This is a genomic window from Acinetobacter tibetensis, from assembly GCF_023824315.1.
In the GTDB taxonomy this organism is placed as follows: domain Bacteria; phylum Pseudomonadota; class Gammaproteobacteria; order Pseudomonadales; family Moraxellaceae; genus Acinetobacter; species Acinetobacter tibetensis.
Map to the genome: position 1 here is coordinate 108,244 of NZ_CP098732.1, position 22,871 is coordinate 131,114.

General features: G+C 42.6%; 19 protein-coding genes, 1 tRNA gene and 1 riboswitch. Of the genes, 18 read left to right on the top strand and 2 right to left on the bottom strand.

Annotated elements, in window-relative coordinates; translation table 11 throughout:
- Window positions 1-215 precede the first annotated feature (215 nt).
- Window positions 216-1,199, top strand: coding sequence for a DNA-methyltransferase (locus M5E07_RS00520; RefSeq protein ID WP_252220988.1), 984 nt, complete (start codon window positions 216-218; stop codon window positions 1,197-1,199).
- Window positions 1,200-1,286: 87 nt separating this feature from the next.
- A tRNA-Met gene (locus M5E07_RS00525) sits at window positions 1,287-1,363 on the top strand.
- A gap of 46 nt (window positions 1,364-1,409) precedes the next feature.
- Here M5E07_RS00525 and M5E07_RS00530 read toward each other — a convergent pair.
- Window positions 1,410-1,622 carry a DUF3565 domain-containing protein gene (locus M5E07_RS00530; protein WP_252220991.1) on the bottom strand — a complete coding sequence of 71 codons (213 nt, stop codon included), beginning with the start codon at window positions 1,620-1,622 and terminating at the stop codon, window positions 1,410-1,412.
- A gap of 122 nt (window positions 1,623-1,744) precedes the next feature.
- Here M5E07_RS00530 and gshB point away from each other — a divergent pair, with 122 nt between their 5' ends.
- From gshB to lpxC, 8 genes are all read left to right on the top strand, one after another.
- Complete coding sequence (gene gshB / locus M5E07_RS00535; RefSeq protein WP_252220993.1) at window positions 1,745-2,692, top strand: glutathione synthase; 948 nt, start codon at window positions 1,745-1,747, stop codon at window positions 2,690-2,692.
- A gap of 308 nt (window positions 2,693-3,000) precedes the next feature.
- Window positions 3,001-4,098 carry an undecaprenyldiphospho-muramoylpentapeptide beta-N-acetylglucosaminyltransferase gene (gene murG, locus M5E07_RS00540; RefSeq protein ID WP_116759136.1) on the top strand — a complete coding sequence of 366 codons (1,098 nt, stop codon included), beginning with the start codon at window positions 3,001-3,003 and terminating at the stop codon, window positions 4,096-4,098.
- A 12-nt stretch (window positions 4,099-4,110) separates the two neighbouring features.
- The gene (gene murC, locus M5E07_RS00545) at window positions 4,111-5,559 is read left to right on the top strand and encodes a UDP-N-acetylmuramate--L-alanine ligase (RefSeq protein WP_252220995.1); all 1,449 of its coding nucleotides are present in this window, start codon (window positions 4,111-4,113) and stop codon (window positions 5,557-5,559) included.
- A gap of 50 nt (window positions 5,560-5,609) precedes the next feature.
- Entirely contained in the window at window positions 5,610-6,539 is a 930-nt protein-coding gene (locus tag M5E07_RS00550) for a D-alanine--D-alanine ligase (RefSeq protein WP_252220997.1), read from the top strand.
- Between the two features lie 3 nt (window positions 6,540-6,542).
- Entirely contained in the window at window positions 6,543-7,397 is an 855-nt protein-coding gene (locus M5E07_RS00555; protein WP_116759133.1) for a cell division protein FtsQ/DivIB, read from the top strand.
- 64 nt (window positions 7,398-7,461) lie between these two features.
- Window positions 7,462-8,724, top strand: a complete 1,263-nt coding sequence (gene ftsA / locus M5E07_RS00560; RefSeq protein ID WP_016168840.1) for a cell division protein FtsA — start codon at window positions 7,462-7,464, stop codon at window positions 8,722-8,724.
- Window positions 8,725-8,885: 161 nt separating this feature from the next.
- Entirely contained in the window at window positions 8,886-10,070 is a 1,185-nt protein-coding gene (ftsZ, locus tag M5E07_RS00565) for a cell division protein FtsZ (protein WP_252220999.1), read from the top strand.
- A gap of 124 nt (window positions 10,071-10,194) precedes the next feature.
- Complete coding sequence (gene lpxC, locus M5E07_RS00570; RefSeq protein ID WP_252221001.1) at window positions 10,195-11,097, top strand: UDP-3-O-acyl-N-acetylglucosamine deacetylase; 903 nt, start codon at window positions 10,195-10,197, stop codon at window positions 11,095-11,097.
- Between the two features lie 96 nt (window positions 11,098-11,193).
- On the opposite strand, the gene M5E07_RS00575 is transcribed toward lpxC, so the two are convergent.
- Window positions 11,194-11,634, bottom strand: coding sequence for a DUF721 domain-containing protein (locus tag M5E07_RS00575; RefSeq protein WP_116759130.1), 441 nt, complete (start codon window positions 11,632-11,634; stop codon window positions 11,194-11,196).
- A gap of 108 nt (window positions 11,635-11,742) precedes the next feature.
- Here M5E07_RS00575 and M5E07_RS00580 point away from each other — a divergent pair, with 108 nt between their 5' ends.
- From M5E07_RS00580 to glmM, 8 genes are all read left to right on the top strand, one after another.
- A complete protein-coding gene (locus tag M5E07_RS00580) occupies window positions 11,743-12,432 on the top strand; it encodes a M23 family metallopeptidase (protein ID WP_116759129.1) in 690 nt (229 codons plus the stop codon).
- 330 nt (window positions 12,433-12,762) lie between these two features.
- Complete coding sequence (gene aceE / locus M5E07_RS00585; RefSeq protein WP_252221003.1) at window positions 12,763-15,477, top strand: pyruvate dehydrogenase (acetyl-transferring), homodimeric type; 2,715 nt, start codon at window positions 12,763-12,765, stop codon at window positions 15,475-15,477.
- A gap of 2 nt (window positions 15,478-15,479) precedes the next feature.
- Window positions 15,480-17,450 (top strand): 2-oxo acid dehydrogenase subunit E2, encoded by a 1,971-nt coding sequence (locus M5E07_RS00590; RefSeq protein WP_252221006.1) that lies wholly within the window; start codon window positions 15,480-15,482, stop codon window positions 17,448-17,450.
- A gap of 179 nt (window positions 17,451-17,629) precedes the next feature.
- Complete coding sequence (locus tag M5E07_RS00595; protein WP_252221008.1) at window positions 17,630-17,902, top strand: hypothetical protein; 273 nt, start codon at window positions 17,630-17,632, stop codon at window positions 17,900-17,902.
- 77 nt (window positions 17,903-17,979) lie between these two features.
- Window positions 17,980-18,122: riboswitch (yybP-ykoY riboswitch) on the top strand.
- 84 nt (window positions 18,123-18,206) lie between these two features.
- Entirely contained in the window at window positions 18,207-18,782 is a 576-nt protein-coding gene (locus M5E07_RS00600) for a TMEM165/GDT1 family protein (protein WP_252221010.1), read from the top strand.
- 178 nt (window positions 18,783-18,960) lie between these two features.
- A complete protein-coding gene (locus M5E07_RS00605; RefSeq protein WP_131325615.1) occupies window positions 18,961-19,758 on the top strand; it encodes an oxygen-binding di-iron domain-containing protein in 798 nt (265 codons plus the stop codon).
- Between the two features lie 183 nt (window positions 19,759-19,941).
- Window positions 19,942-21,408: an IMP dehydrogenase gene (gene guaB, locus M5E07_RS00610; protein WP_116759123.1), complete on the top strand. Its 1,467-nt coding sequence runs from the start codon at window positions 19,942-19,944 to the stop codon at window positions 21,406-21,408.
- Between the two features lie 123 nt (window positions 21,409-21,531).
- Window positions 21,532-22,863, top strand: coding sequence for a phosphoglucosamine mutase (gene glmM, locus M5E07_RS00615; protein WP_116759122.1), 1,332 nt, complete (start codon window positions 21,532-21,534; stop codon window positions 22,861-22,863).
- Window positions 22,864-22,871: the final 8 nt, after the last annotated feature.

Here is a 22,871-nt window from a genome sequence, read left to right on the forward strand (position 1 = left end):
CTTAAATCCACATTAATTAACTGATATTTGTGGAATAAATAATCATCGTTAGATCAATATATTTCGACCGACTAAAGATAGCATTTATAATAAAATATATTTTGAAATGCTATCTTTAGTAAGGATGACTAAAGTCATCTTTTTTTATTTATGTTTTGCTAAATTTAAAGTACCCATGTGCTAACATACTCACTTTATTTTTTCAGGACTACTTAATGGCTGAATTTCAAAAACCTGCATATATCACCGAGCTTGGTGAAAGTTATATAGGTAATTCACTTGAACTTCTTGAAACTTTAGAAGATGAAAGTATTAATTTAGTCATGACTAGCCCTCCTTTTGCCCTACAACGTAAAAAAGCTTATGGTAATGAAGATCAAGCCGAATATATTGATTGGTTTACTCAATTTGCTGTACTTGTAAAAAAGAAATTAAAGCAAGATGGAAGCTTTGTTGTAGATTTTGGTGGTGCCTACATGAAAGGTGTCCCCGTTCGCAGCCTTTATAACTTCCGAGTTTTAATTAAATTAGTTGATGAAGTAGGTTTCCATTTAGCAGAGGATTTTTATTGGTTTAATCCTTCTAAACTTCCTAGCCCTATTGAATGGGTCAATAAACGAAAGTTACGTGTAAAAGATTCTGTAAATACTGTTTGGTGGTTTAGTAAAACTGAGTTTCCTAAATCCGATATTACAAAAGTTCTCGCACCATATAGCGATAGAATGAAGAAGCTGATTGAAGATCCAGAAAAATTTTATGAAGCAAAAGAAAGACCTTCTGGGCATAATATTGGTAAAAGCTTTGGTAAAGATAATGGCGGCTCGATTCCACCAAACCTCTTACAAATACCAAATTCTGAGGCTACATCACTTTATCTAAGACGTTGTAAACAAATCGGTATAAAAGCACACCCAGCAAGATTCCCAAGTAAGCTTCCTGAATTCTTTATTAAAATGCTAACGGATGAGGGTGATTTAGTTGTTGATATATTCGGCGGTTCAAATACGACTGGATATGTTGCAGAACAATTAAATAGACGTTGGAAATCTTTTGAATTATCAAATGAGTATGTTGCAGCATCAACATTGCGTTTTTTACCAGACTCTTCAACAGTAGAATATCTAAAAGAAACCTATGAAAATGTTCTCCAAGGCCAATCCGTAAGCTTGAATGACCCAACAGCTTTTGAATTAACCTAATTAGTTTACTTAATAAGCTATTAAACGATAAATATTCAGTTTTCTTTGACTTGGTTCATATAAGTAACGTATAACGGCTTCCATTGATGCGGGATGGAGCAGTCTGGTAGCTCGTCGGGCTCATAACCCGAAGGTCGTTGGTTCAAATCCAGCTCCCGCTACCAATCCAGATATTAAAAAGCCAATCTTTATAAGATTGGCTTTTTTTATTTAACATAAAATCTCATCTACGAAATCTTTCTCATCACATTTTTTACACTCCAGCATCACGCCTAATTTCTCTTTCCGTCCTTGTTCAGTCATCACCCAAGGTCGATTTTGCCAAGGCGGAGTGTGGCGGACATGTTGAGTATGTCCGCAGGCTAAATCTGCTACCCAATGCTGTTCATCATCTAAATGAAAACCCATAATGGCTTGTTGCATAGCGGAAACCTAAATGAAGTTATACAAAATTATCCATAAGCGAAAATTGAAATTCAGAAATAGAACCGAATAATCTCCGTTATACTCCTAGCTGATTATATCTTTAAACAAGAGTTTTGATTATGCGCGTACTTGTTGTGATGGACCCCATTGAAAGTGTCAATTTGAAAAAAGACTCAACTATGGCCATGTTGTGGGCGGCAAGCCGCCGCGGGCATGAACTGGGTTATGCATTACAACAGGATTTATATATCGAGCAGGGTAAAGCGTTTGGTTTAATTGCGCCTTTAAAGGTGTTTGAAGATTACAATCATTATTATGAATTGGGTGAAAAGCAGAAAGAATCCATCGCGGCGTATGACGTGGTGTTGATGCGTAAAGACCCGCCATTTGATATGAACTTTGTCTATACCACCTATATTTTAGAGCAAGCAGAACGAGAAGGGGCGTGGATTATTAACAAACCACAAAGCCTGCGTGACTGTAATGAGAAACTATTTGCCACCCAGTTTCCAGAACTGCAAGTCCCGACATTGGTCACTTCGCAGCAAGGTTTAATTCGTGAATTTATTAAAGAACAAGGCGATGTGATTGTAAAACCGCTTGATGGTATGGGCGGCATGGGAATTTTCCGCCTCTATCAAGACGGGGTAAATATTGGCTCAACCATTGAAATCTTAACCAACCATGGTACTCAGCCGATTATGGCACAGCGTTATATTCCTGAAATTGTCGAAGGAGATAAGCGTATTTTGATGATCAATGGTGAGCCTGTACCGTATTGCTTGGCGCGAATTCCACAAAATGGTGAAGTTCGAGGTAACTTGGCTGCAGGTGGCTTGGGTGAAGCCCGTCCATTGACCGAAAATGACCGTAGCATTGCAGAAAAAGTGGGTCCTTTCTTACGTGAGAAAGGTCTGATTTTTGTCGGTCTAGATGTCATTGGCAATTATGTGACGGAAATTAATGTGACTAGCCCAACCTGTATTCGTGAAATTGATAACCAATTTGGGACTCAAATTGCGGATGATTTATTTGCCGTATTAGAGGCAGGTCGCCCAAGCGTTTAAGTAAATTTGAATATACTCAATACCTCAATCACATGCGTGTGGTTGAGGATTGTGCAGTACGCTATAGGCTCAAAATCTAAGCGAAAGATCTTTCCAAAAATACAAGCGATTTGCGGTTTTTAACAAAGATAGCGGTTTTTTATACTAGATTAATAATAAAACTTGTTTAAACTTACAAAACTGAAGAAAAAAACAATGAAACGCTGGGTGAAACAAAGTAAATAAACTTTCGCGCCCCTGCGTTTGTGATTACAATTGTTAACTTAAATGAATTTTTTGCCTATTTTTTTGAACTGAAGAATTAGACCGTGACTGATGTACAGCAAACAAAGCCCAAACGCGTAATGATGATGGCCGCTGGTACTGGTGGACATGTTTTTCCAGCACTTGCCGTTGCAAAACAATTGCAACAACAAGGAACACAAGTGTCTTGGTTGGCAACACCTACAGGCATGGAAAATCGCTTATTAAAAAATCAAAATATTCCAATTTACCAAATTGATATTCAAGGCGTACGTGGCAATGGTGTGGTACGCAAATTATTGGCACCTTTTAAAATTTTAAAAGCAACCTTAAGCGCCATGCGCTATATGAAACAGTTGAATATTGATGCTGTCGCTGGTTTTGGTGGTTACGTCGCGGGGCCTGGTGGTTTGGCCGCACGGGTTTTGGGCATTCCTGTACTTATTCATGAGCAAAATGCCATCGCAGGGTTTACCAATACGCAACTATCGCGTGTTGCGACCACGGTGTGTCAGGCTTTTCCGCAGACATTTTCTGAACAAGCCAAAATTGTCACCACAGGTAATCCTGTACGTAAAGAAATTACCGAAATTTTAAATCCATCTTGGCGTTATCAAGAGCGTGAAAAAGCCCATCAACCGCTTCGCATTTTAATTGTGGGTGGTTCTTTGGGTGCGAAAGCACTGAATGAATGTGTACCCGAAGCGTTAAAACTATTAAATGTGCCACTTCGTGTCTATCATCAATGTGGTCAAAACCATACAGAAGCAACACAGGCACGTTATGCCAATGCACCTGCGAATTTGGACGTTGAAGTGCATCCTTTTATCGAGGATATGGCTCAAGCGTATTCAAATGCAGACCTCATTATCTGTCGTGCGGGTGCTTTGACTGTGACTGAAATTGCCACAGCCGGCGTCGCGGCTATATTTGTACCGTTGCCCAGTGCTGTGGATGACCACCAAACTGCCAATGCCAAGTTCTTAGCGAATATTGGGGCTGCGAAAATTTGTCCGCAAGCCAATATGAGCCCTGAAAGTTTAAAAGAATTGTTAGTGCCGTTAATGAACCGTTCACTATTGTCCGAAATGGCAGTCAAAGCGCGTCAACAGGCTCAACCCGATGCAACTCAACATGTCGTTGAGCTAATTCAAGAATTGTGATTAGAGTAAGCTATGTCTCCATCTACACCTGCTGATCAAGCAAAGAAATTAATTAAAATCCCTGAAATGCGTCGTATTAAGCACATCCATTTCGTGGGTATTGGTGGTGCTGGGATGTGCGGCATTGCGGAAGTATTGAAAAACCAAGGCTATAAAGTGTCTGGTTCAGATATCAAGGCATCAAAAACCACGCTACAGCTCGAAGAAAACGGCATTAAAGTTTATATCGGGCATGCTGCTGAAAATATTCAAGGCGCGAATGTTTTGGTGGTTTCAACAGCCATTGATCCAGAAAACCCTGAAATTAAAGAAGCAATTGAACACCGCACACCTGTAGTCCGCCGTGCTGAAATGTTGGGTGAATTAATGCGTTACCGTCATGGGATTGCCGTCGCAGGAACACACGGTAAAACAACAACCACTAGTCTTGTGACTTGTATGTTGGCTGAAGAAAACCTCGATCCAACGTATGTGATTGGTGGTTTGTTAAATCGTACTGGCGTTAATGCGGCGCTGGGTGCAAGTCGTTTTATTGTGGCTGAAGCGGACGAGTCAGATGCATCTTTCCTGCATTTACAGCCCATGGCAACCATTGTGACCAATATCGATGCTGATCATATGGACACCTATGGTGGCAGCTTTGATGTGCTGAAAGACACTTTTATACAGTTTTTACAAAAAATGCCATTTTACGGTTTGGCCGTGGTGTGTGGTGATGATGCCAACATCCGTGAAATTATGCCGCGCATTGGTCGTCCATTGGTGACTTACGGATTTAACGAAGACAATGACATTCGTGCGGTAGACATTGCACAAGAAGGCATGCAGTCACACTTTACCGTATTACGTAAAGATCGTGAGCCTTTACGCCTGACCATTAACCTGCCTGGCTTGCATAACATTTTAAATGCCCTTGCTGCGATTGGTATTGCCACCGATGAAGGGGTATCCGATGCTGCGATTGCACGTGCACTAGAAGGTTTCAGTGGTGTGGGGCGTCGTTTCCAAGTTCAAGGTGAGTTTGAGCTGGGCGAAGGCAATGTAAAATTGGTGGATGACTATGGACATCACCCGAAAGAAGTAGAAGCGACCATTAAAGCAGCACGTGCCAGCCATCCAGACCGTCGTTTGGTGATGTTGTTCCAGCCACACCGCTTTAGTCGTACCCGTGATTGTTTTGATGATTTTGTTGATGTGTTGTCACAAGTGGATCAATTGCTGTTATTAGAAGTTTATCCTGCTGGGGAAAAACCAATTGTGGGTGCGGACAGTCGTGCATTGGCCCGTAGTATTCGTTTACGTGGTGAAGTTGAGCCCATCTTGGTCGATCCAGTAGAAGGGAACTTGCCGAATGTAATGCGTAAAGTGTTACAAGCGAATGACTTGTTATTAACACAAGGCGCAGGTAATGTTGGAGCTATCTCAGTTGAGCTGGCGCAGCATCAATTATATGTAGATTAATTGCCGTCTTCGGTTTCAATTAAAAGTTATAACAGTTTAAGGATAAAAACGTGTCAAATGCTTCAAAGTTCGGCAAAGTTGCCGTGTTGCTTGGTGGTAAATCAGCTGAGCGTGAGGTTTCTCTCGATAGTGGTCAGGCTGTACTTGAAGCATTGATTCGTTCTGGGGTAAATGCTGAGGCATTTGATCCTCAGAATCGTAGTGTGACAGAATTGGTCAATTATGATCGGGCCTTTATTGTCTTGCATGGTCGTGGCGGTGAAGATGGTCAGATTCAAGGTGTATTGGAGTGGTTAAACATTCCTTATACAGGAACTGGTGTTCAAGGTTCTGCCATTGGTATGGACAAAGTTAAAACCAAGCAAATTTGGCAAGGGTCAGACTTACCAACTGCACCGTACCGCATTATTGATAAAGACAGTGATTTAGCTGAAGTGGTTGAAAGCTTAGGCTTGCCGCTCATTATTAAGCCTGTACACGAAGGCTCTAGTGTAGGCATGAGTAAGGTTGAAAAAGCTGAAGATTTGGCTGCTGCAATTGCTAAAGCAACTCAGCACGATGCGGTGGTGATGGCGGAAAAATGGATTACAGGACGTGAATTCACCATTTCATTTTTAAATGGTCAGCCTTTACCTGTGATTCGTTTGCAACCTCCTGCGGATGTGGCTTTTTATGATTATGAAGCGAAATATCAACGTAATGATGTGCAATATGGTATTCCGTGTGGTTTAACGGAAGCGGAAGAACAACGTCTACAAGCATTGTGTTTACGCGCATTCCAAGCGGTTGGGGCAAGTGGTTGGGGGCGTATTGATGCCATGCAGGACGAACAAGGCAACTTCTGGTTACTTGAAGTGAATACAGTACCCGGCATGACCAGTCACTCATTGGTGCCCAAAGCTGCCAATGCGGTAGGCTATAGTTTTGATGCGTTATGTGTTGCAATTTTAGAACAAACACTTACAGGTGCAGCACACTAAGTTATGGCTCAACTTCCAGCATCGATGCGGCGCAAACGCGCTGCAATTACCTCGATTCACGACAAACCACCCACGCGAAAAGAACAGTTGACTAACGTGGGTGGTTGGTTGCTCTTGGTCATTGCTTTTGTGGTCTTGGCTGCTGGAATATTTGGCTTATACAAAGTCATGACCGATGCACGTGTCGCGGATTTGGATGTGGTTGGAACGCGTTCCGATGCTGAGCATCGTCAAGTGATGTTGCACGTGGCACCAACTTTACAAAATAATTATTTTACTTCTGATTTAGAACAAATCCGTGACCGCGCTTTAGAGTTGTCATGGGTAGATCGAGTTGTGGTTTCTCGGGCATGGCCGAATGCAATTCGCGTTCGAGTAATGCCTCGCCATGCGATTGCCCGTTGGGGAACTGGGCGCTTGCTGAGCGATAGCGGTGATGTTTTTGCTGAAGTGACACCCAAAAATTATCAACAATTGCCGTTGCTTCATGGGCCAATTAGCCAATCCAAAACCATGATGCGTCGCTATAATGAAATTAATCAATTATTCCTTCCAGTCAACCTTCGGCTAAAAGAATTATATTTAACGGAGCGTATGACTTGGTTTATGCAGTTTGATTCTGGATTACGTGTTATTGTTGATCAAGATCAAACCATGAGTAAGCTACAACGCTTGAGTCATCTCGCACAAAGTGATTTGAAACCTGTGTGGTCACAAATCTCAGCAATCGATTTACGCTATAGGAACGGCCTAGCGATTCAATGGAAAAGCGCAGCCCCACCCAAAACTGTAAATGGTCACTTTGTTGTAACGATTAATGACACAAGCATTGCGGATGGGATAAATGCAAAGCCATAATGGTTGGCTTTATAAATAGAGGCGTAAAGCCATAAATTAAACAAACATGTAATGGTAGTAAATAATGAGTGAAGCTGTTCCCTCAGTTGTTGCGATTGACATTGGGACACATAAAGTTTCAGTTTTGATTGGTAAGGTGCATGCCCCAGATAAGATTCAAGTCATTGGGATGGCGACTGCACGTAACCGCGGTATGAACAAAGGCAAAATCGTGAGCTTGGATAAAGTCATCACGGCGATAAAAAATGCCGTTCAGGAAGCGGAAGATATGGCTGAGTGCCGTGTGCATTCGGCTTGGGTTTCTATTCCAAGTGCAGAATTAAAAAGTTTTTATGCTTCGGGGCGTACCCCAATTGAAAACGCTGAACATAGTATTAGCACCAATGAAGTGGTCAGAGCATTAGAGTTGGCCAAAGCCAGCCATGTCACTTCAGATCATTATTTGGTGAGTGCAGTTCCGCTTGGTTTCGAATTGGATGATTCTCCAGAATGGGTACAGAATCCAATTCGGATGTCCGCGCACACGATGAAAGGGCATTATCAGTTGATGATGTTACCCATCAGTACCATGCAAAATTTGGATCGTGCCATGAAAGGCGCAAACATCACCGTAGAAAAAATGGTGGTGTCCTGCTTGGCAACGGCAGAAGCCAGTTTGCTGAAAGACGAAAAAGAATATGGGGTTTGTTTGCTCGATATGGGCGCTGGAACCACCAATCTTGCGGTCTATTTAGATGGGCGTCTGGCGATGGCGGAAACCTTACAGCGTGGCGGTGAACATGTAACACGTGATATTGCTGCTGTCTTACAGACCACGACAGAAGAAGCAGAAAGAATTAAGTTGCTTTATGGTTGTGTCGACTTAAAAGTGGTGAAACCTGATCATATGATTCAAATTCAAGGCATTGATGGTCCGCAAACTATCAGCCGAATTGAATTATCCGACATTATGATTGCACGCTATGAAGAAATTTTGACCCAAGTTCGAGAAGCACTTGAGCGTAGCGGGGCAATTCATGGCTTATATCATGGTGTGGTCTTGACGGGTGATGCTTGTCAGATTGAAGGGATGGTCAGTCTAGTGCGCCGGATGTTGGGTATTTCAGCGCATTTGGGCAATCCACCTGTACAAGTTTATGCCGATGAACCTTATTTGGCTTCACTACGTCGTTCCCAATACGCAACGGCGGCAGGCTTGTTGATGTTCAGTCAAGGGGATCCGCAAGAGACCTTGGTAGAAACCGTAGATCCTGAAACACTTTCGTTTTGGAAACGTGCTGGACGCGCATGGTCAGGACTAAATGATAAGTTGAAATCTATTTTTTAGTGGTATTTTTAAGGAATATTGTTTGGAAGTTGTACGTTAAGCGGTCAATACTTGACAAGCTAAACATTGAACAGCATTCTAAAATCAATTTTATTTATGCAGATCAAGGCAGTATACGGGCTTAAGTGACTGCCAATTACGAATTAGGAAATTTAAAGGTCATGGCCTCATTTGAATTTTTAGAAGATGATCAGAACGATAGCAACGGTCAAGCCCGTTTCACTGTATTTGGTGTAGGTGGTGCAGGCGGTAATGCTGTTCAACACATGTTGGAATCAGATATTCAAGGTGTGAAATTTGTTTGTGCCAATACGGACAAGCAAGCTTTAGATCGTATGAATGCACAATTTAAAATCCAGTTAGGCGAACAAAGTACTCGTGGTTTAGGTGCAGGTGCGAATCCTCAAGTGGGTCAAACGGCGGCCGAAGAAAGCCGTGAGTTGATCCGCCAGCATTTAGAAGGCACTGACATGGTGTTTGTGACCGCAGGAATGGGTGGTGGTACGGGTACAGGTGCTGCTCCAGTCGTTGCAGAAATTGCCAAAGAAATGGGTATTTTAACGGTGGGTGTAGTGACTACGCCGTTTAATTTTGAAGGTAAGCGTCGTCAACAGTCTGCTGAAAAAGGCATTGAGGCTTTAGAAGCGCATGTCGACTCGCTCATTATTATTCCAAACCAGCGCCTGTTAAAAGTATTCCGCGATATCTCGATGAAGGATGCTTATAAAAAGGCGGATGACGTGTTACTCAATGCAGTACGCAGTATCTTCGATTTAGTGGTTCGCCCTGGTCACATTAACCTTGACTTTGCTGACTTGAAAACCGCAATGAGTACCCGTGGTTATGCCATGATGGGTGCAGGCTCAGGTCGTGGTGAACATCGTGCGCGTCAAGCTGCAGAACAAGCGATTCGTAGTCCGTTATTAGATAACGTGACCATTATGAATGCGAAGGGTATTTTGATTAATGTGACAGGTGGTGATGATGTCACCTTTGGTGAAATTGAAGAAATCACCGATGTTGTGAACCAAATTGTGGACTTGGATGAAGGTCAAGTTTTCTACGGTACGGTATTTGATCCAGATGCGCGTGATGAAATTAGCGTGACTGTGATTGCAACTGGTTTAACCCGCAATTCGGCAGATGCGATTGAACCTGTGAAGCGTGCAACTACGCAGGTTTCACGTTCTGCAACGACACATGCTGTGGTTGAAGAAGATGACGTTCCTGCAATTCAGCGTCAGCAGGCGGATGCTTCTGCAATTAATGCGGCTTCATCTGCTGGTGCGTCACGTCCAACACCAATGAGTATTCAAGATTATTTGAAAAATCAGCAACGTAAGTAATTATTTTTCAATAACTTGCTTTTAAAACACTATAAAAGGTAGCGTTATCGCTACCTTTTTGTTTTTTATCAATGGCTAAATATGCTAACGTATAGCGGATTTATGGGCAGATGATAGAAAAAGCATGTTGAAACAGCGTACCCTGCAACGTGTCGTGAAAGCGAGCGGTATTGGTCTTCATAGTGGGCAAAAGGTATTAATGAACTTTGTGCCGCACCATGTGGATGGGGGTATTGTGTTCCGTCGTATTGATTTAGATCCACCTGTGGATATTCAAGCCGATGCGATGCTGATTCAAGAAGCATTTATGTGCTCTAACTTGGTTCAGGATGATGCCAAAGTAGGTACCATTGAGCACGTCATGAGTGCGATTGCAGGTTTGGGTATTGATAATTTAATTATCGAGGTCTCTGCTTCAGAAGTGCCGATTATGGATGGCAGTGCTGGCCCATTTATCTACCTGTTAATGCAAGGTGGGTTGATTGAGCAAAATGCACCCAAAAAATTTATCCGAATCTTAAAGCCTGTAGAAGCATTAATTGATGATAAGCGTGCAATTTTCACGCCGCATTCAGGTTTTCAACTGAATTTCACCATCGATTTTGATCATCCTGCCTTTAAAAAAGAATATCAGTCTGCCACCATTGATTTCTCAACTGAAACTTTTGTGTACGAAGTCAGTGAGGCACGTACATTTGGCTTCATGAAGGACTTGGATTACTTAAAAGCCAACAATTTGGCTTTAGGAGCAAGTTTAGACAATGCCATTGGTGTAGATGATACTGGCGTGGTCAATGAAGAAGGTTTGCGCTTCTCTGATGAATTTGTTCGTCACAAAATATTAGATGCCGTAGGCGATTTATATTTATTAGGACATCAAATTATTGCGAAATTTGATGGATATAAGTCAGGTCATGCCCTGAATAACCAATTGTTACGCAATGTTCAAAGTGATCCAACCAGCTATGAAATTGTAACATTTGATGACATAGATCAATGTCCAATCCCTTATGTAAGTGTGACATAAGTCATTGTCTTATATGGGCTACGTTATAATATAACAAATAAAAATGAGAATTAAGTCGCTTTTTTGATCGAAGCATTTTCTAAACCCAGCCCTAGCTTACTTTTTATTGCTTGCCAAACGTAGCATTGCTTGGCTAAGCTTAGGGTCGCTCACAAAGTCAGCAGCCCCTTTTAATAAATCTTGGGTTTCTGGGCTAAGAGATCGTGAAGATGGTTCAGGAGCAGGTGTGGTTGTTGAGGAAACTCTTAAACGAACCTGTATTTTTTGTAAATCTTTGAGTTCTTCTAGTTGAGCCAATTGAACAATATATTGCTTTTGTAAGTAACCTAGTTGACTCACCATCGCTTGATTTTCACCCGTTACGGTCAAAACACCATATTGATAACAAGCAACCTGCCATTGCTCTGGTTGAGGCAATAACGGTTGAATGAGTTTGCTAAGTTTCTGCCATGCAGCAACTTGCGTTGAGAGAAACGATAAGTTTCCTGTTTTTATGCGTTTTCTTGTTTGTTGAAAGAGATTCTCTGGTTCAGACATACATATTACCTTCATATTTGTGTCTTAAGCTTATGCGCTCCTTTCAGTAGATATCAAGGAAGAGATCACGCAAGGAACTTTTGTAAGAACAGTTTAAAGAGGTTTTTTATGCACACAAGACGTATTTTATTGGCGTTTTCTTTAGCGGCTTCGACCGCATCGGTCGCTTTCGCTGATTTAGTTCAATTAAATTCTAATACCACGGCTTCACCAGATCGTATTGAACAATTGACTCAAACTTTAGCGCAAGGTTCATATGCTGAACCTGAAGACATCGATATTCCTGCAAGTACGCAAATGTCCGTCAAATTGCGTGAAAAAACTATTGAACTAAACAACGAATCAATTGCTAAAAAATACGGCACAAAAACTTCGTATTCTGCATCTTCAAATAGTCCTTATTCATGGTTAGTGACTCATCCATTGCCAGACATGAAACGCATCAGCTCAAATTTTGGTGGTCGTACTATGGGTGGACGTGCTGAACATCATTCAGGTTTAGATTTGTCAGCGCCAAGTGGTACACCAATTTATGCAACGGGTTCTGGTGTTGTAACCAAATCGGGTTGGGGTTCTGGCTATGGTCAATATGTTGAAATTAACCACGGCGATGGTTACATCACGCGTTATGCACATGCTTCACGTTTAATTGCGCGTGTCGGTGACCGCGTAGATGCGGGTGAACATATTGCCAATGTTGGTTGTACAGGTCGTTGTACTGGCCCACATTTACATTATGAAGTTGTAAAAGATGGTCAGCGTAAAAATCCATCGACTTATTTAGCCATGTTGCCGTAATCGCACCTGACTATTTAAGCTTAGAATTCTTCGAAAGGCAGTGTATTGGGTCTTACCTCTTTCCCATACGCTGCCTTTTTATTGTTTCCAATATTTGCACCAAAGTAGTGACGTTTTCTGTATCTTTTTTCATACTATCAGGCAGAAGAGTTTTATTTGTATAAAAAAACAACATTATTGGCGATTTTTTGTTAATTTGAGTGTTAAATCGTCAGCAATTATTTATTTTATAAATAGTGGTACCTGCCCGTATTCAGCTAGAGCGATAACTTCTAATACCAAAGTATGGTACATATACATAATAGATTAAGCTTAAGGAATAGGTGGATTATGGCGTTTTATGGCGATACAGATGCGCAAGAAACCCAAGAATGGCAAGATGCTTTCGATTCGGTTCTAAAACACATGGGAACAGAGCGCGCTGCATTTTTATTAGAAAAATTATATCAACGTGCGATCGCGAAACATGTTCCTATTCAGCGCTTAAACACTCCTTATTTAAATACCGTTTCTGTTGAAGAAACCCCAGCCATGCCAGGTGATCAGGATATGGAGCGCCGTATTCGTGCGCTGATCCGTTGGAATGCCTTGGCAATGGTATTACGTGCAAATAAAACAGGTGATGACCTAGGTGGTCACTTGGCAAGTTTTGCCTCTTCTGCAACATTATATGATGTAGGTTTTAACCATTTCTTCCGCGCAAACAGCAATAACTTTGGCGGAGATATGATTTATTACCAAGGACACTGTGCTCCTGGTATTTATGCACGTTCATTCCTTGAAGGACGTTTGACTGAAGAACAGTTAAGTAATTTCCGCCGTGAAGTTGGCGGTAATGGTTTACCAAGCTATCCACATCCATACTTAATGCCGGACTATTGGCAATTCCCAACGGTATCAATGGGTCTTGGTCCAATCATGTCCATTTATCAAGCGCACATTCAAAAATATTTGATGAACCGTGGCTTGATCAAAGAAGAAGATCGTAAAGTCTGGGCTTATCTTGGCGATGGTGAGATGGATGAGCCAGAAAGTACTGGTGCAATTTCACTTGCTGGTCGTGAAAAACTTGATAACCTCATTTGGGTGGTGAACTGTAACTTACAGCGTCTCGATGGTCCTGTACGTGGTAACGGTAAAATCATTCAAGAATTAGAATCTTTATTCCGTGGTGCGGGCTGGCGTGTCATTAAAGTGGTATGGGGCCGTCATTGGGATCCGCTACTTGCAAAAGACAGTACAGGCGCTTTAAAAGCAGTCATGGAAGAAACTGTTGATGGTGAATACCAACGCTATCAAGTGAAAGGTGGTGCATACACGCGTGAGAAATTCTTTGGCAAGTACCCAGAAGCTGCGGAACTTGTAAAAGATTTAAGCGATGAAGACATCGATAATCTTAACCGTGGTGGTCATGACCCGTACAAAGTTTTTGCTGCCTATGCAGAAGCAATGAAAGCTAAAGGTCAACCAACCGTTATTCTTGCGAAAACGGTTAAAGGTTACGGTTTGTCTGAAGAAATTGAAGCGGTGAATAAGACTCACCAAATCAAAAAAATGCAGATCGACTCTTTGAAATATGTACGTGACCGTTTTAACCTGCCATTTACAGATGATAAATTAGAAGAGCTTCCATTCTATCGCCCAAGTGAAAACTCGCCAGAAATGAAGTATATGAAGGCGCGTCGTGAAGCTTTAGGTGGCTATTTACCTGCACGTCGTAAAGAGAGTGAGCAATTAGCCATTCCTGAATTGTCGGTATTTGATGCAGTATTAAAAGGTTCTGCGGGCAAAGAACAATCCACCACCATGGTGATGGTTCGTTTAATTGCTTCTTTACTTAAAGAAAAAGCAATTAAAGACCGCGTAGTACCCATCGTTCCAGATGAAGCGCGTACGTTTGGTTTAGAAGGTATGTTCCGTCAGTTGGGTATTTATGCCGCTCACGGTCAAAAATATACACCAGAAGACCAAGAACAATTGATGCATTACCGTGAAGCCAAAGACGGTCACATGCTACAAGAAGGGATCAACGAAGCAGGTGCGATGAGCGCATGGGCAGCGTTGGCAACCAGTTATTCAACCAATAACTTGCCAATGATTCCAATGTACATGTACTACTCAATGTTTGGTTTCCAACGTATTGGCGACATTGCATGGGCAGCAGGCGACGCACAAGCACAAGGTTTCTTGTTAGGGGCTACTGCTGGTCGTACCACATTGAACGGTGAAGGTTTACAGCACCAAGATGGTCATTCACATATCTTGGCGAATACGATTCCAAACTGTGTGTCTTATGACCCATGTTTCGGTTATGAGTTAGCAGTAATTGTGCATGACGGTTTACAGCGTATGTATGTGAACCAAGAGCGTGTGTTCTATTACTTAACGGTAATGAATGAAAACTACGAGCATCCTGAAATGCCAGTAGGCGCTGAGGAAGGCATCAAACGCGGCATGTACTTGTTGCAGGAAGATGAAAAAGCTACGGTTCAGCTCATGGGTTCAGGCGTGATTCTACGTGAAGTGATTAAAGCTGCGAAAATTTTACGTGACGAATACCAAATCCATTCGAACGTTTGGAGTGTAACAAGCTTCAATGAATTGTCTCGTGATGGTATGGCGTGTGAAGAATACAACCGTTTACACCCACTTACTGAAGAAGTGAAAGAGTCTTGGGTGTCTAAACAATTACGCGGTACAGAAGGTATTGTTGTTTCAGCAACAGACCATATGCGTGCGTATAGCGAACAAATCCGTGCATATCTTCCAGATGGCCGCCCATTTGTTGCATTGGGTACAGATGGTTATGGTCGCTCAGATACACGTGCGAACTTGCGTAGTTTCTTTGGTGTTGATGCTGCACACATCGTTGTTGCTACTTTGAAAAAATTAGCTGACGAAGGTGAAGTCGATGCACGTTTAGTGAAAGATGCAATTTCTAACTTTGAGTTAGACACTGACCGTCCAGTGGCATGGGCTCCTCAGGCGCACCCTGAAGTTCACCCAGTTGCGGACTACAAAGAACAATCAGGTGAGGAGAACTAAGCATGCAAATCACAACACCTGATATTGGCGTGGATAAAGCCACGGTTGCAGAAATTTTAGTAAAAGTTGGCGATCAGATTGCTGTTGATGACAGTCTCGTTTTACTTGAGTCTGACAAAGCCTCTGTTGAAGTGCCTAGCACTTCAACAGGTGTGGTTAAAAGCATCAGTGTCGCAGTGGGCGATGAAGTGTCTGAAGGCGCTGTACTGATTGAGCTTGAATCAGATGTTGCTGCCACTCCTGTCGCAGCAAAAGTGGAAGAAAAAGTGGCTGAACCTGCTCCAGTGGTTGCCACACCAGAAGTTGCAGCTCCTGCTGTCGCGACTCAACCAGCGACAAGTGCTGTAGTTGATGTGCAAGTACCAGACATTGGTGTTGAAAAAGCGGTTGTGGGTGAAATCCTGGTCAAAGCTGGCGATACAATTGAAGTTGATCAAAGTATCGTGGTGGTTGAATCGGATAAAGCCACGGTTGAAGTACCGAGTACGGTTGCTGGCACGGTTGAAAGTGTTGAAATTCAAACAGGCGATACGGTTAAAGAAGGTGTAGTGCTGTTAAAAGTGAAAGTGGCAGGTGCTACAGCTCCAACAGAAACAACACCAGCAAGTGTTGCATCATCAGCACCAGCAGTTGAATCTGTACAACAGGCAGCCGTTGTTACCGCAGCACCTGTTGCAACAGGTGCAGTCGAAATTACAGTACCCGACTTAGGTGTCGACAAAGCCACTGTCGCTGAGATTCTGGTGAGCGTCGGCGATCGTGTTGAGAACGATCAAAGCATTATTGTGGTGGAGTCTGACAAAGCGACGGTAGAAGTACCAAGCACGACTGCGGGTGTGATTAAAGCCATTCATGTTTCTGCTGGACAAAGTGTCGCGCAAGGTATGCCTTTGGTGACCATTGAGGGTGAATCGGCAGCGCCAGCCGTACAAACGCCTGCTACAGTTCCTGCAAAAGCTCAACCACAAGCGTCTACGACTCCTGCTGTGTCTGCTGCTAAAGTTGAAGCTACACCAGAAACAACTGGGGTAGATAAACTAACCAAAGAGCAAAGTGCAGAAAATGCAAAAGTATATGCAGGTCCTGCGGTACGTAAATTGGCGCGTGAATTAGGTGTTGTACTTGCACAGGTGCAAAACTCTGGTCCACATGGTCGCTTAATGAAAGAAGATGTGTTTGCCTATGTGAAAGCACGTTTGACAGCACCGCAAGCAGCTCCAGTTGCTGCGGCAGCACCTGCTGTTTCAGGTTTGCCAAAGCTTCCTGACTTCACTGCTTTTGGTGGTGTGGAAGAAAAAGTGCTGACGCGTTTGCAGCAAGTATCAATTCCGCAATTGTCATTGAACAACTTTATTCCTCAAGTTACGCAGTTTGATTTGGCTGATATTACTGAACTTGAAGCTTGGCGTAATGATCTTAAAGGTAACTTTAAGAAAGATGGCATTAGCCTGACCATTATGGCATTCATTATTAAAGCTGTTGCGCATCTATTGAAAGAAGAGCGTGATTTTGCAAGTCACTTAGCAGATGATGGTAAGTCAGTCTTGTTGCGTAACGAAATCCATATGGGGATTGCCGTTGCGACACCAGATGGCTTAACCGTACCTGTATTACGTCATCCTGACCAAAAATCAATTAAGCAAATTGCGGTTGAACTAGGTGTGCTGGGTCAAAAAGCGCGTGATAAAAAACTTTCTCCGAAAGACTTGCAAGGTGCGAACTTTACCATTACCAGCTTAGGTTCAATTGGTGGTACAGCATTCACACCGTTGGTGAACTGGCCACAAGTTGCGATTCTCGGTATTTCGCCAGCGACCATGCAGCCAGTATGGAACGGGCAAGGTTTTGATCCGAAATTGATGCTTCCACTGTCATTGTCCTACGATCACCGTGTGATTAATGGGGCGGATGCAGCGCGTTTCACCAACAAGTTAACTAAGCTGCTGGCAGATATCCGTAGTTTACTGATCTAGTCATTGTTTCAATCAGTACTTCAAACCTCGCTTCGGCGGGGTTTTTTATTGTGATGGAATTGGAAAAATCGTCAAAATCTGTTGTGAAGTTTAAAGAACTGGTTTGATTTGGTTAAAATGAAGGGAAAAGTAGAAGTGAATGCAGGGAGTCGCATACAAGTGTTTGTATTTTTAAGTCTATGCTGCCGTTATTGTTGCTGGTTTTGGTGTTAATGGGACTTTGGCTGAGTGTGTTGCATTTTCCATGGCAATGGATTACCTATTTGGTGATGGGGCTGGAAATTTTCACCGCCACGATCGTGTTCTCGATGGAATATCAGGCACAGCATATTGGTGGTGCCAGCGGCTGGGGAAGTGTCGCTTGGCTTGGTTTTAATGTCGGTTTGGCGATGTTGTTGGGATTGTGTCGAATCGCCATCTGGTTATGCCAACGCTTAGAATTCCAGTTTTAACCCAAAAGAGAACCAATCTGCGTAATGATAAAATAAAAACGAAAGAGTGGAAAACTTGAGTAAATTTTGTATAATAGTTGCGATTCATTGGGGAGTAGCCGCTTTTTACGCTATGTAAAAAGGTGATGATCAACATAATTGTTCCACAGAACATGGTCATCATAGCAAAGAACCAAATAAGCTTATCAAACAGCTTTTTTTGTTGGCAAGACCTTTGATTTACCACTCTGCATCAATCGATTTGATTTTGGCTAGCAGGAGGGGTAAGTCATAGGCAAATTTTGCTAGCCAGAGAAAAGATGTTATGCATGAGTTCCTCATTTCGACAGCAATTGTCGCACTCGCTGAAATGGGTGATAAAACCCAACTTCTTGCCTTATTATTGGCTGCACGTTTCCGTAAACCTATCCCTATTCTGATTGCAATTTTAGTTGCAACGCTGATTAACCATGGCTTATCTGCGGTATTGGGGCAGTGGATCACCACGGTTTTAAGTCCTGAAGTGTTGATTTGGGTGTTATCCCTTGGCTTTATCGGTATGGCAGCTTGGATGTTAATTCCAGATGAGCTGGATGATGAGACCGATAGCATCAATAAGTGGCAGAGATTTGGCGTATTCGGCGCAACCTTCGTCTTGTTCTTTTTGGCAGAAATTGGTGATAAAACCCAAATTGCAACTGTGGCCTTGGCTGCGCGTTATGACAGCATTTTCTGGGTGATGGCAGGCACCACTGTAGGTATGATGTTGGCAAACGCACCCGCAGTTTTTGTTGGGAATAAGTTGGCAGATAAGTTACCAATTTCATTAATTCATAAAATTGGCGCAGTCATCTTCTTGATTATCGGGGTCTCGACCTTAGTGCAGCATTATTTCTTCTAAGCGAGCTTTTTTAGAAAACCCAGCAAAACAGTTGGGTTTTTTATCAGATAAATCAGACAAATAAGTGCCAAAAAGTGAAAACTAGCTCTGTATATTTATTGTAAGTTCAACTATTTCCCTTTATGTTATAGGGAATTAAAAATTGTACTTAATAGAATAGAATTATTGGGGTTTTGCTATGGCTTTTGATCGCACCACATCACAAGTGTTATTTGATAATGGCACACATAAGTGCATCAGTTTTACCAGTTTGGTTAAAGGTGAAGGCGTACAGGCAAACCAGTTTCTGATTTTAGATCATGAGCGCGCTGCGGTATTAGATCCGGGGGGTGATTTGACCTATGTCCCTTTAACGATGGAGCTGAATAAATACACCCGTTTAACTAATCTGGATTATGTGATGGCTTCACACCAAGATCCTGACATTATTACCTCAATGCCACGCTGGTTGGTGTATAGCGATGCCAAAGTGGTTGCTTCAAAGCTTTGGGCACGCTTTTTACCCCATTTAAACTCTGCCTTTATGAGTGACCGCATGAAAGGTGGCTGGTTGGAACGCTTGATCGAATTGCCAGACCACGGTGGAATCATTCCTTTGGGCGAATCAAGTATTGTCGTTGTTCCTGCTCATTTTCTGCATTCAGTCGGGAATTTTCAATTTTACGATCCAATTGCAAAAATTTTATTTTCAGGTGATATGGGCGCTTCGATGGTGGATGATGCCAATAAGCCATTGGAAAATTTTTCTTCACATATTCCGAAAATGAAAGGGTTTCATCAACGCTATATGTGTTCCAATAAAGTCATTCGCTTATGGGTGAAGATGGTGCGTAGCATGGATATTGAAATGATTGTGCCACAACATGGTACGCCGTTTATCGGCAAAGAGATGATCAACCAGTTCTTGGACTGGATTGAAACCTTGGAATGTGGCATTGACTTAATGGATGAAAGTGTTTTTACCTGCCCAACCTAACTTTGTACTCAATTGAAAATGAGATTGGCTTATAGATCAAAGTCAGTCTCTAGCAGTGAAACTGGGGCTGAAAATGCTTTTCCGTGTGCCTATATTTTTTTAAATGATATTTTTTTAATAAAAAATGAAATTTAAAGCTAAATTTGTTTATAATAGCGCACGGAAATTACCAGTGAGACTGTTATGTTGACCATCGTTCAAGAAGCGTTAACCTTCGATGATGTCTTATTACTCCCTGCCTATTCTACTGTCCTCCCAAAAGATGTCTCTCTAAAGACACGCCTGACTCGTGGCATTAACTTAAATATCCCTCTCGTTTCAGCAGCAATGGATACCGTGACTGAATCACGTATGGCAATTGCGATGTCACAAAACGGTGGTATTGGTATTTTGCATAAAAACATGGATATTGCTGCCCAAGCGGCAGAAGTACGCCGTGTGAAAAAATTTGAAGCAGGTATGGTCAAAGACCCAATTACAGTAACACCAGAAACCACGGTGCGTGAGTTGATTGCGATTACGCAAGCCAACAACATCAGTGGTGTGCCTGTAGTGAAAGATGGGAAAGTGGTTGGTATAGTGACAGGACGTGATACACGTTTTGAAACCAATCTTGAGCAACCTGTAAGCAGCATTATGACGGGTCAAGACCGTTTAGTGACTGTACGCGAAGGTGAATCTAAAGAACAGATTCAAGCGCTATTACAGAGACACCGTATTGAAAAAGTATTGGTGGTTGGCGAGAACAACGAATTAAAAGGTCTCATTACGGTCACTGATTTCCGTAAAGCAGAACTTTATCCAAACAGTTGTAAAGATGACCTCGGTCGTTTACGCGTAGGCGCTGCAGTCGGTACAGGTGTGGAAACACCAAGCCGCGTAGAAGCATTGGTTGATGCGGGTGTAGACGTGATTGTGGTAGATACCGCACATGGTCACTCTGCGGGTGTAATCGAACGTGTACGTTGGGTTAAACAAAACTATCCACAAGTCCAGGTGATTGGCGGCAATATTGCAACAGGTGATGCAGCATTAGCACTCCTTGATGCTGGTGCAGATGCGGTAAAAGTTGGTATCGGTCCTGGTTCAATCTGTACCACACGTATTGTTGCGGGTATTGGTATGCCACAAATCTCTGCGATTGATAGCGTTGCCAATGCATTAAAAGACCAAATTCCTTTAATTGCTGACGGTGGTATTCGTTTCTCTGGCGATATGGCGAAAGCGATTGGTGCGGGTGCAAGTACGATTATGGTGGGTTCACTGCTTGCGGGTACTGAAGAAGCACCGGGTGAAGTAGAATTCTTCCAAGGTCGTTACTACAAAGCATACCGTGGTATGGGTTCATTGGGTGCAATGGCAGGTGCTACAGGTTCGGCTGACCGTTATTTCCAAGACTCTAAAGCGGGCGCTGAAAAGTTGGTTCCAGAAGGAATTGAAGGCCGTGTACCGTACAAAGGACCAATGGGCAATATCGTACATCAAATGATGGGCGGCTTACGTTCTTCAATGGGCTATACGGGTTCTTCAACCATCGAAGATCTACGTCAAAATGCAAAATTTGTGAAGATTACGGCCGCAGGTATGTCGGAATCTCACGTACATGATGTCACCATTACCAAAGAAGCACCTAACTATCGTGTTGGTTGATTTTTAGTAATTTAGATCCAAAGAGACCGTCAACACTATGACGGTCTTTTTTGTTTTGGTGTAAAGTATTTCACTATGACAAAAGGTGGATAACAGCACCTAGCTATAAGAAGTGAGTAAAACATGAGTTATTTTGGCACAGATGGTATTCGTGGGAAATTTGGAGAATTACCAATTACGCCTGAATTTGCACTAAAACTAGGATTTGCAGCTGGGAAAGTCTTAAAAAAAATTTCGCAGAAAGACAAACCCATTGTTGTGTTAGGTAAAGATACGCGATTATCAGGGTATATTTTAGAGGCAGCTTTGCAGGCGGGACTGAATGCTGCGGGTGTCTATGTGCATTTATTGGGTCCACTGCCTACCCCTGCAATTGCCCATTTAACACGTGCCTTACATGCCAGTTTGGGTATTGTGATTTCTGCATCGCATAACCCTTATTTTGATAACGGTATTAAATTCTTTTCTGGTGAAGGTAAAAAACTTCCGGATGCCTTGCAAGAAGCAATTAACCAAGAATTAGAAAATGACTTGTTGATTGAAGATACTGCGAACTTGGGTAAAAGTGTCCGTGTAAAAGATGCCAATGGTCGTTATATTGAATTTTGTAAATCGACTTTCCCGTATCATTATGATTTATCGAGTTTAAAAATAGTGGTGGACTGTGCCAATGGTGCGGCTTATAACGTAGGACCTGCCGTATTTATAGAGCTCGGTGCCAAAGTAATTGCACTCTATAATGAACCCAATGGTCTAAACATTAATAAAGGCTGTGGCTCAACCCATCCTGAAAACTTACAAAAAGCGGTTATTGAGCACAAAGCCGATGTAGGTATTGCTTTCGATGGCGATGCGGATCGCGTGATTATGGTGGATCGCAATGGCGAACAAATTACAGGCGACCATATTCTGTATATTTTGGCGACACAAGCCAGCAAAAAACCAGAAGGTATTGTTGGTACAGTGATGAGCAATATGGCGCTGGAATTGGCGTTAGAACAAGCTCAAGTGCCATTTGTACGTGCCAAAGTCGGTGACCGTTATGTACTCCAAGCCCTTGAAGAAAATCAGTGGGTCACAGGTGGTGAGCCATCAGGTCATATTTTAACGCTGGATAAGAGCACGACAGGGGATGCCATTATTGCGGCATTACAAGTACTGACAGTGATGGTTGAGCAGAAAAAGGCACTGCATGAACTGGTTGCAGACTTTAAGCTGTTCCCGCAAGTGTTGGTCAATGTGCGTTTAGAGCACATGATAGACCCATATGCAAACCCAGCAATGGTGGCTGAATTTGAAAAAGCTGAGGCACAGCTCGCAGGTCGTGGCCGTCTATTGATCCGTAAATCAGGTACAGAACCTGTGATTCGGGTCATGGTAGAAGGTGATCAACTGGAAGAAGTCACTGCTTTGGCAAATCATCTTGCTGATGTGGTTCGTACCCAAGCCGCTTAAGGAATAAT

Coding starts and splice junctions, on each gene's coding strand:
- M5E07_RS00520 (WP_252220988.1), top strand. CDS start 216: ATGGCTGAATTTCAAAAACCTGCATATATCACCGAGCTTGGTGAAAGT.
- M5E07_RS00530 (WP_252220991.1), bottom strand. CDS start 1,622: ATGCAACAAGCCATTATGGGTTTTCATTTAGATGATGAACAGCATTGG.
- gshB (WP_252220993.1), top strand. CDS start 1,745: ATGCGCGTACTTGTTGTGATGGACCCCATTGAAAGTGTCAATTTGAAA.
- murC (WP_252220995.1), top strand. CDS start 4,111: ATGTCTCCATCTACACCTGCTGATCAAGCAAAGAAATTAATTAAAATC.
- M5E07_RS00555 (WP_116759133.1), top strand. CDS start 6,543: ATGGCTCAACTTCCAGCATCGATGCGGCGCAAACGCGCTGCAATTACC.
- ftsA (WP_016168840.1), top strand. CDS start 7,462: ATGAGTGAAGCTGTTCCCTCAGTTGTTGCGATTGACATTGGGACACAT.
- ftsZ (WP_252220999.1), top strand. CDS start 8,886: ATGGCCTCATTTGAATTTTTAGAAGATGATCAGAACGATAGCAACGGT.
- lpxC (WP_252221001.1), top strand. CDS start 10,195: ATGTTGAAACAGCGTACCCTGCAACGTGTCGTGAAAGCGAGCGGTATT.
- M5E07_RS00575 (WP_116759130.1), bottom strand. CDS start 11,634: ATGTCTGAACCAGAGAATCTCTTTCAACAAACAAGAAAACGCATAAAA.
- M5E07_RS00580 (WP_116759129.1), top strand. CDS start 11,743: ATGCACACAAGACGTATTTTATTGGCGTTTTCTTTAGCGGCTTCGACC.
- aceE (WP_252221003.1), top strand. CDS start 12,763: ATGGCGTTTTATGGCGATACAGATGCGCAAGAAACCCAAGAATGGCAA.
- M5E07_RS00590 (WP_252221006.1), top strand. CDS start 15,480: ATGCAAATCACAACACCTGATATTGGCGTGGATAAAGCCACGGTTGCA.
- M5E07_RS00595 (WP_252221008.1), top strand. CDS start 17,630: ATGCTGCCGTTATTGTTGCTGGTTTTGGTGTTAATGGGACTTTGGCTG.
- M5E07_RS00600 (WP_252221010.1), top strand. CDS start 18,207: ATGCATGAGTTCCTCATTTCGACAGCAATTGTCGCACTCGCTGAAATG.
- M5E07_RS00605 (WP_131325615.1), top strand. CDS start 18,961: ATGGCTTTTGATCGCACCACATCACAAGTGTTATTTGATAATGGCACA.
- guaB (WP_116759123.1), top strand. CDS start 19,942: ATGTTGACCATCGTTCAAGAAGCGTTAACCTTCGATGATGTCTTATTA.
- glmM (WP_116759122.1), top strand. CDS start 21,532: ATGAGTTATTTTGGCACAGATGGTATTCGTGGGAAATTTGGAGAATTA.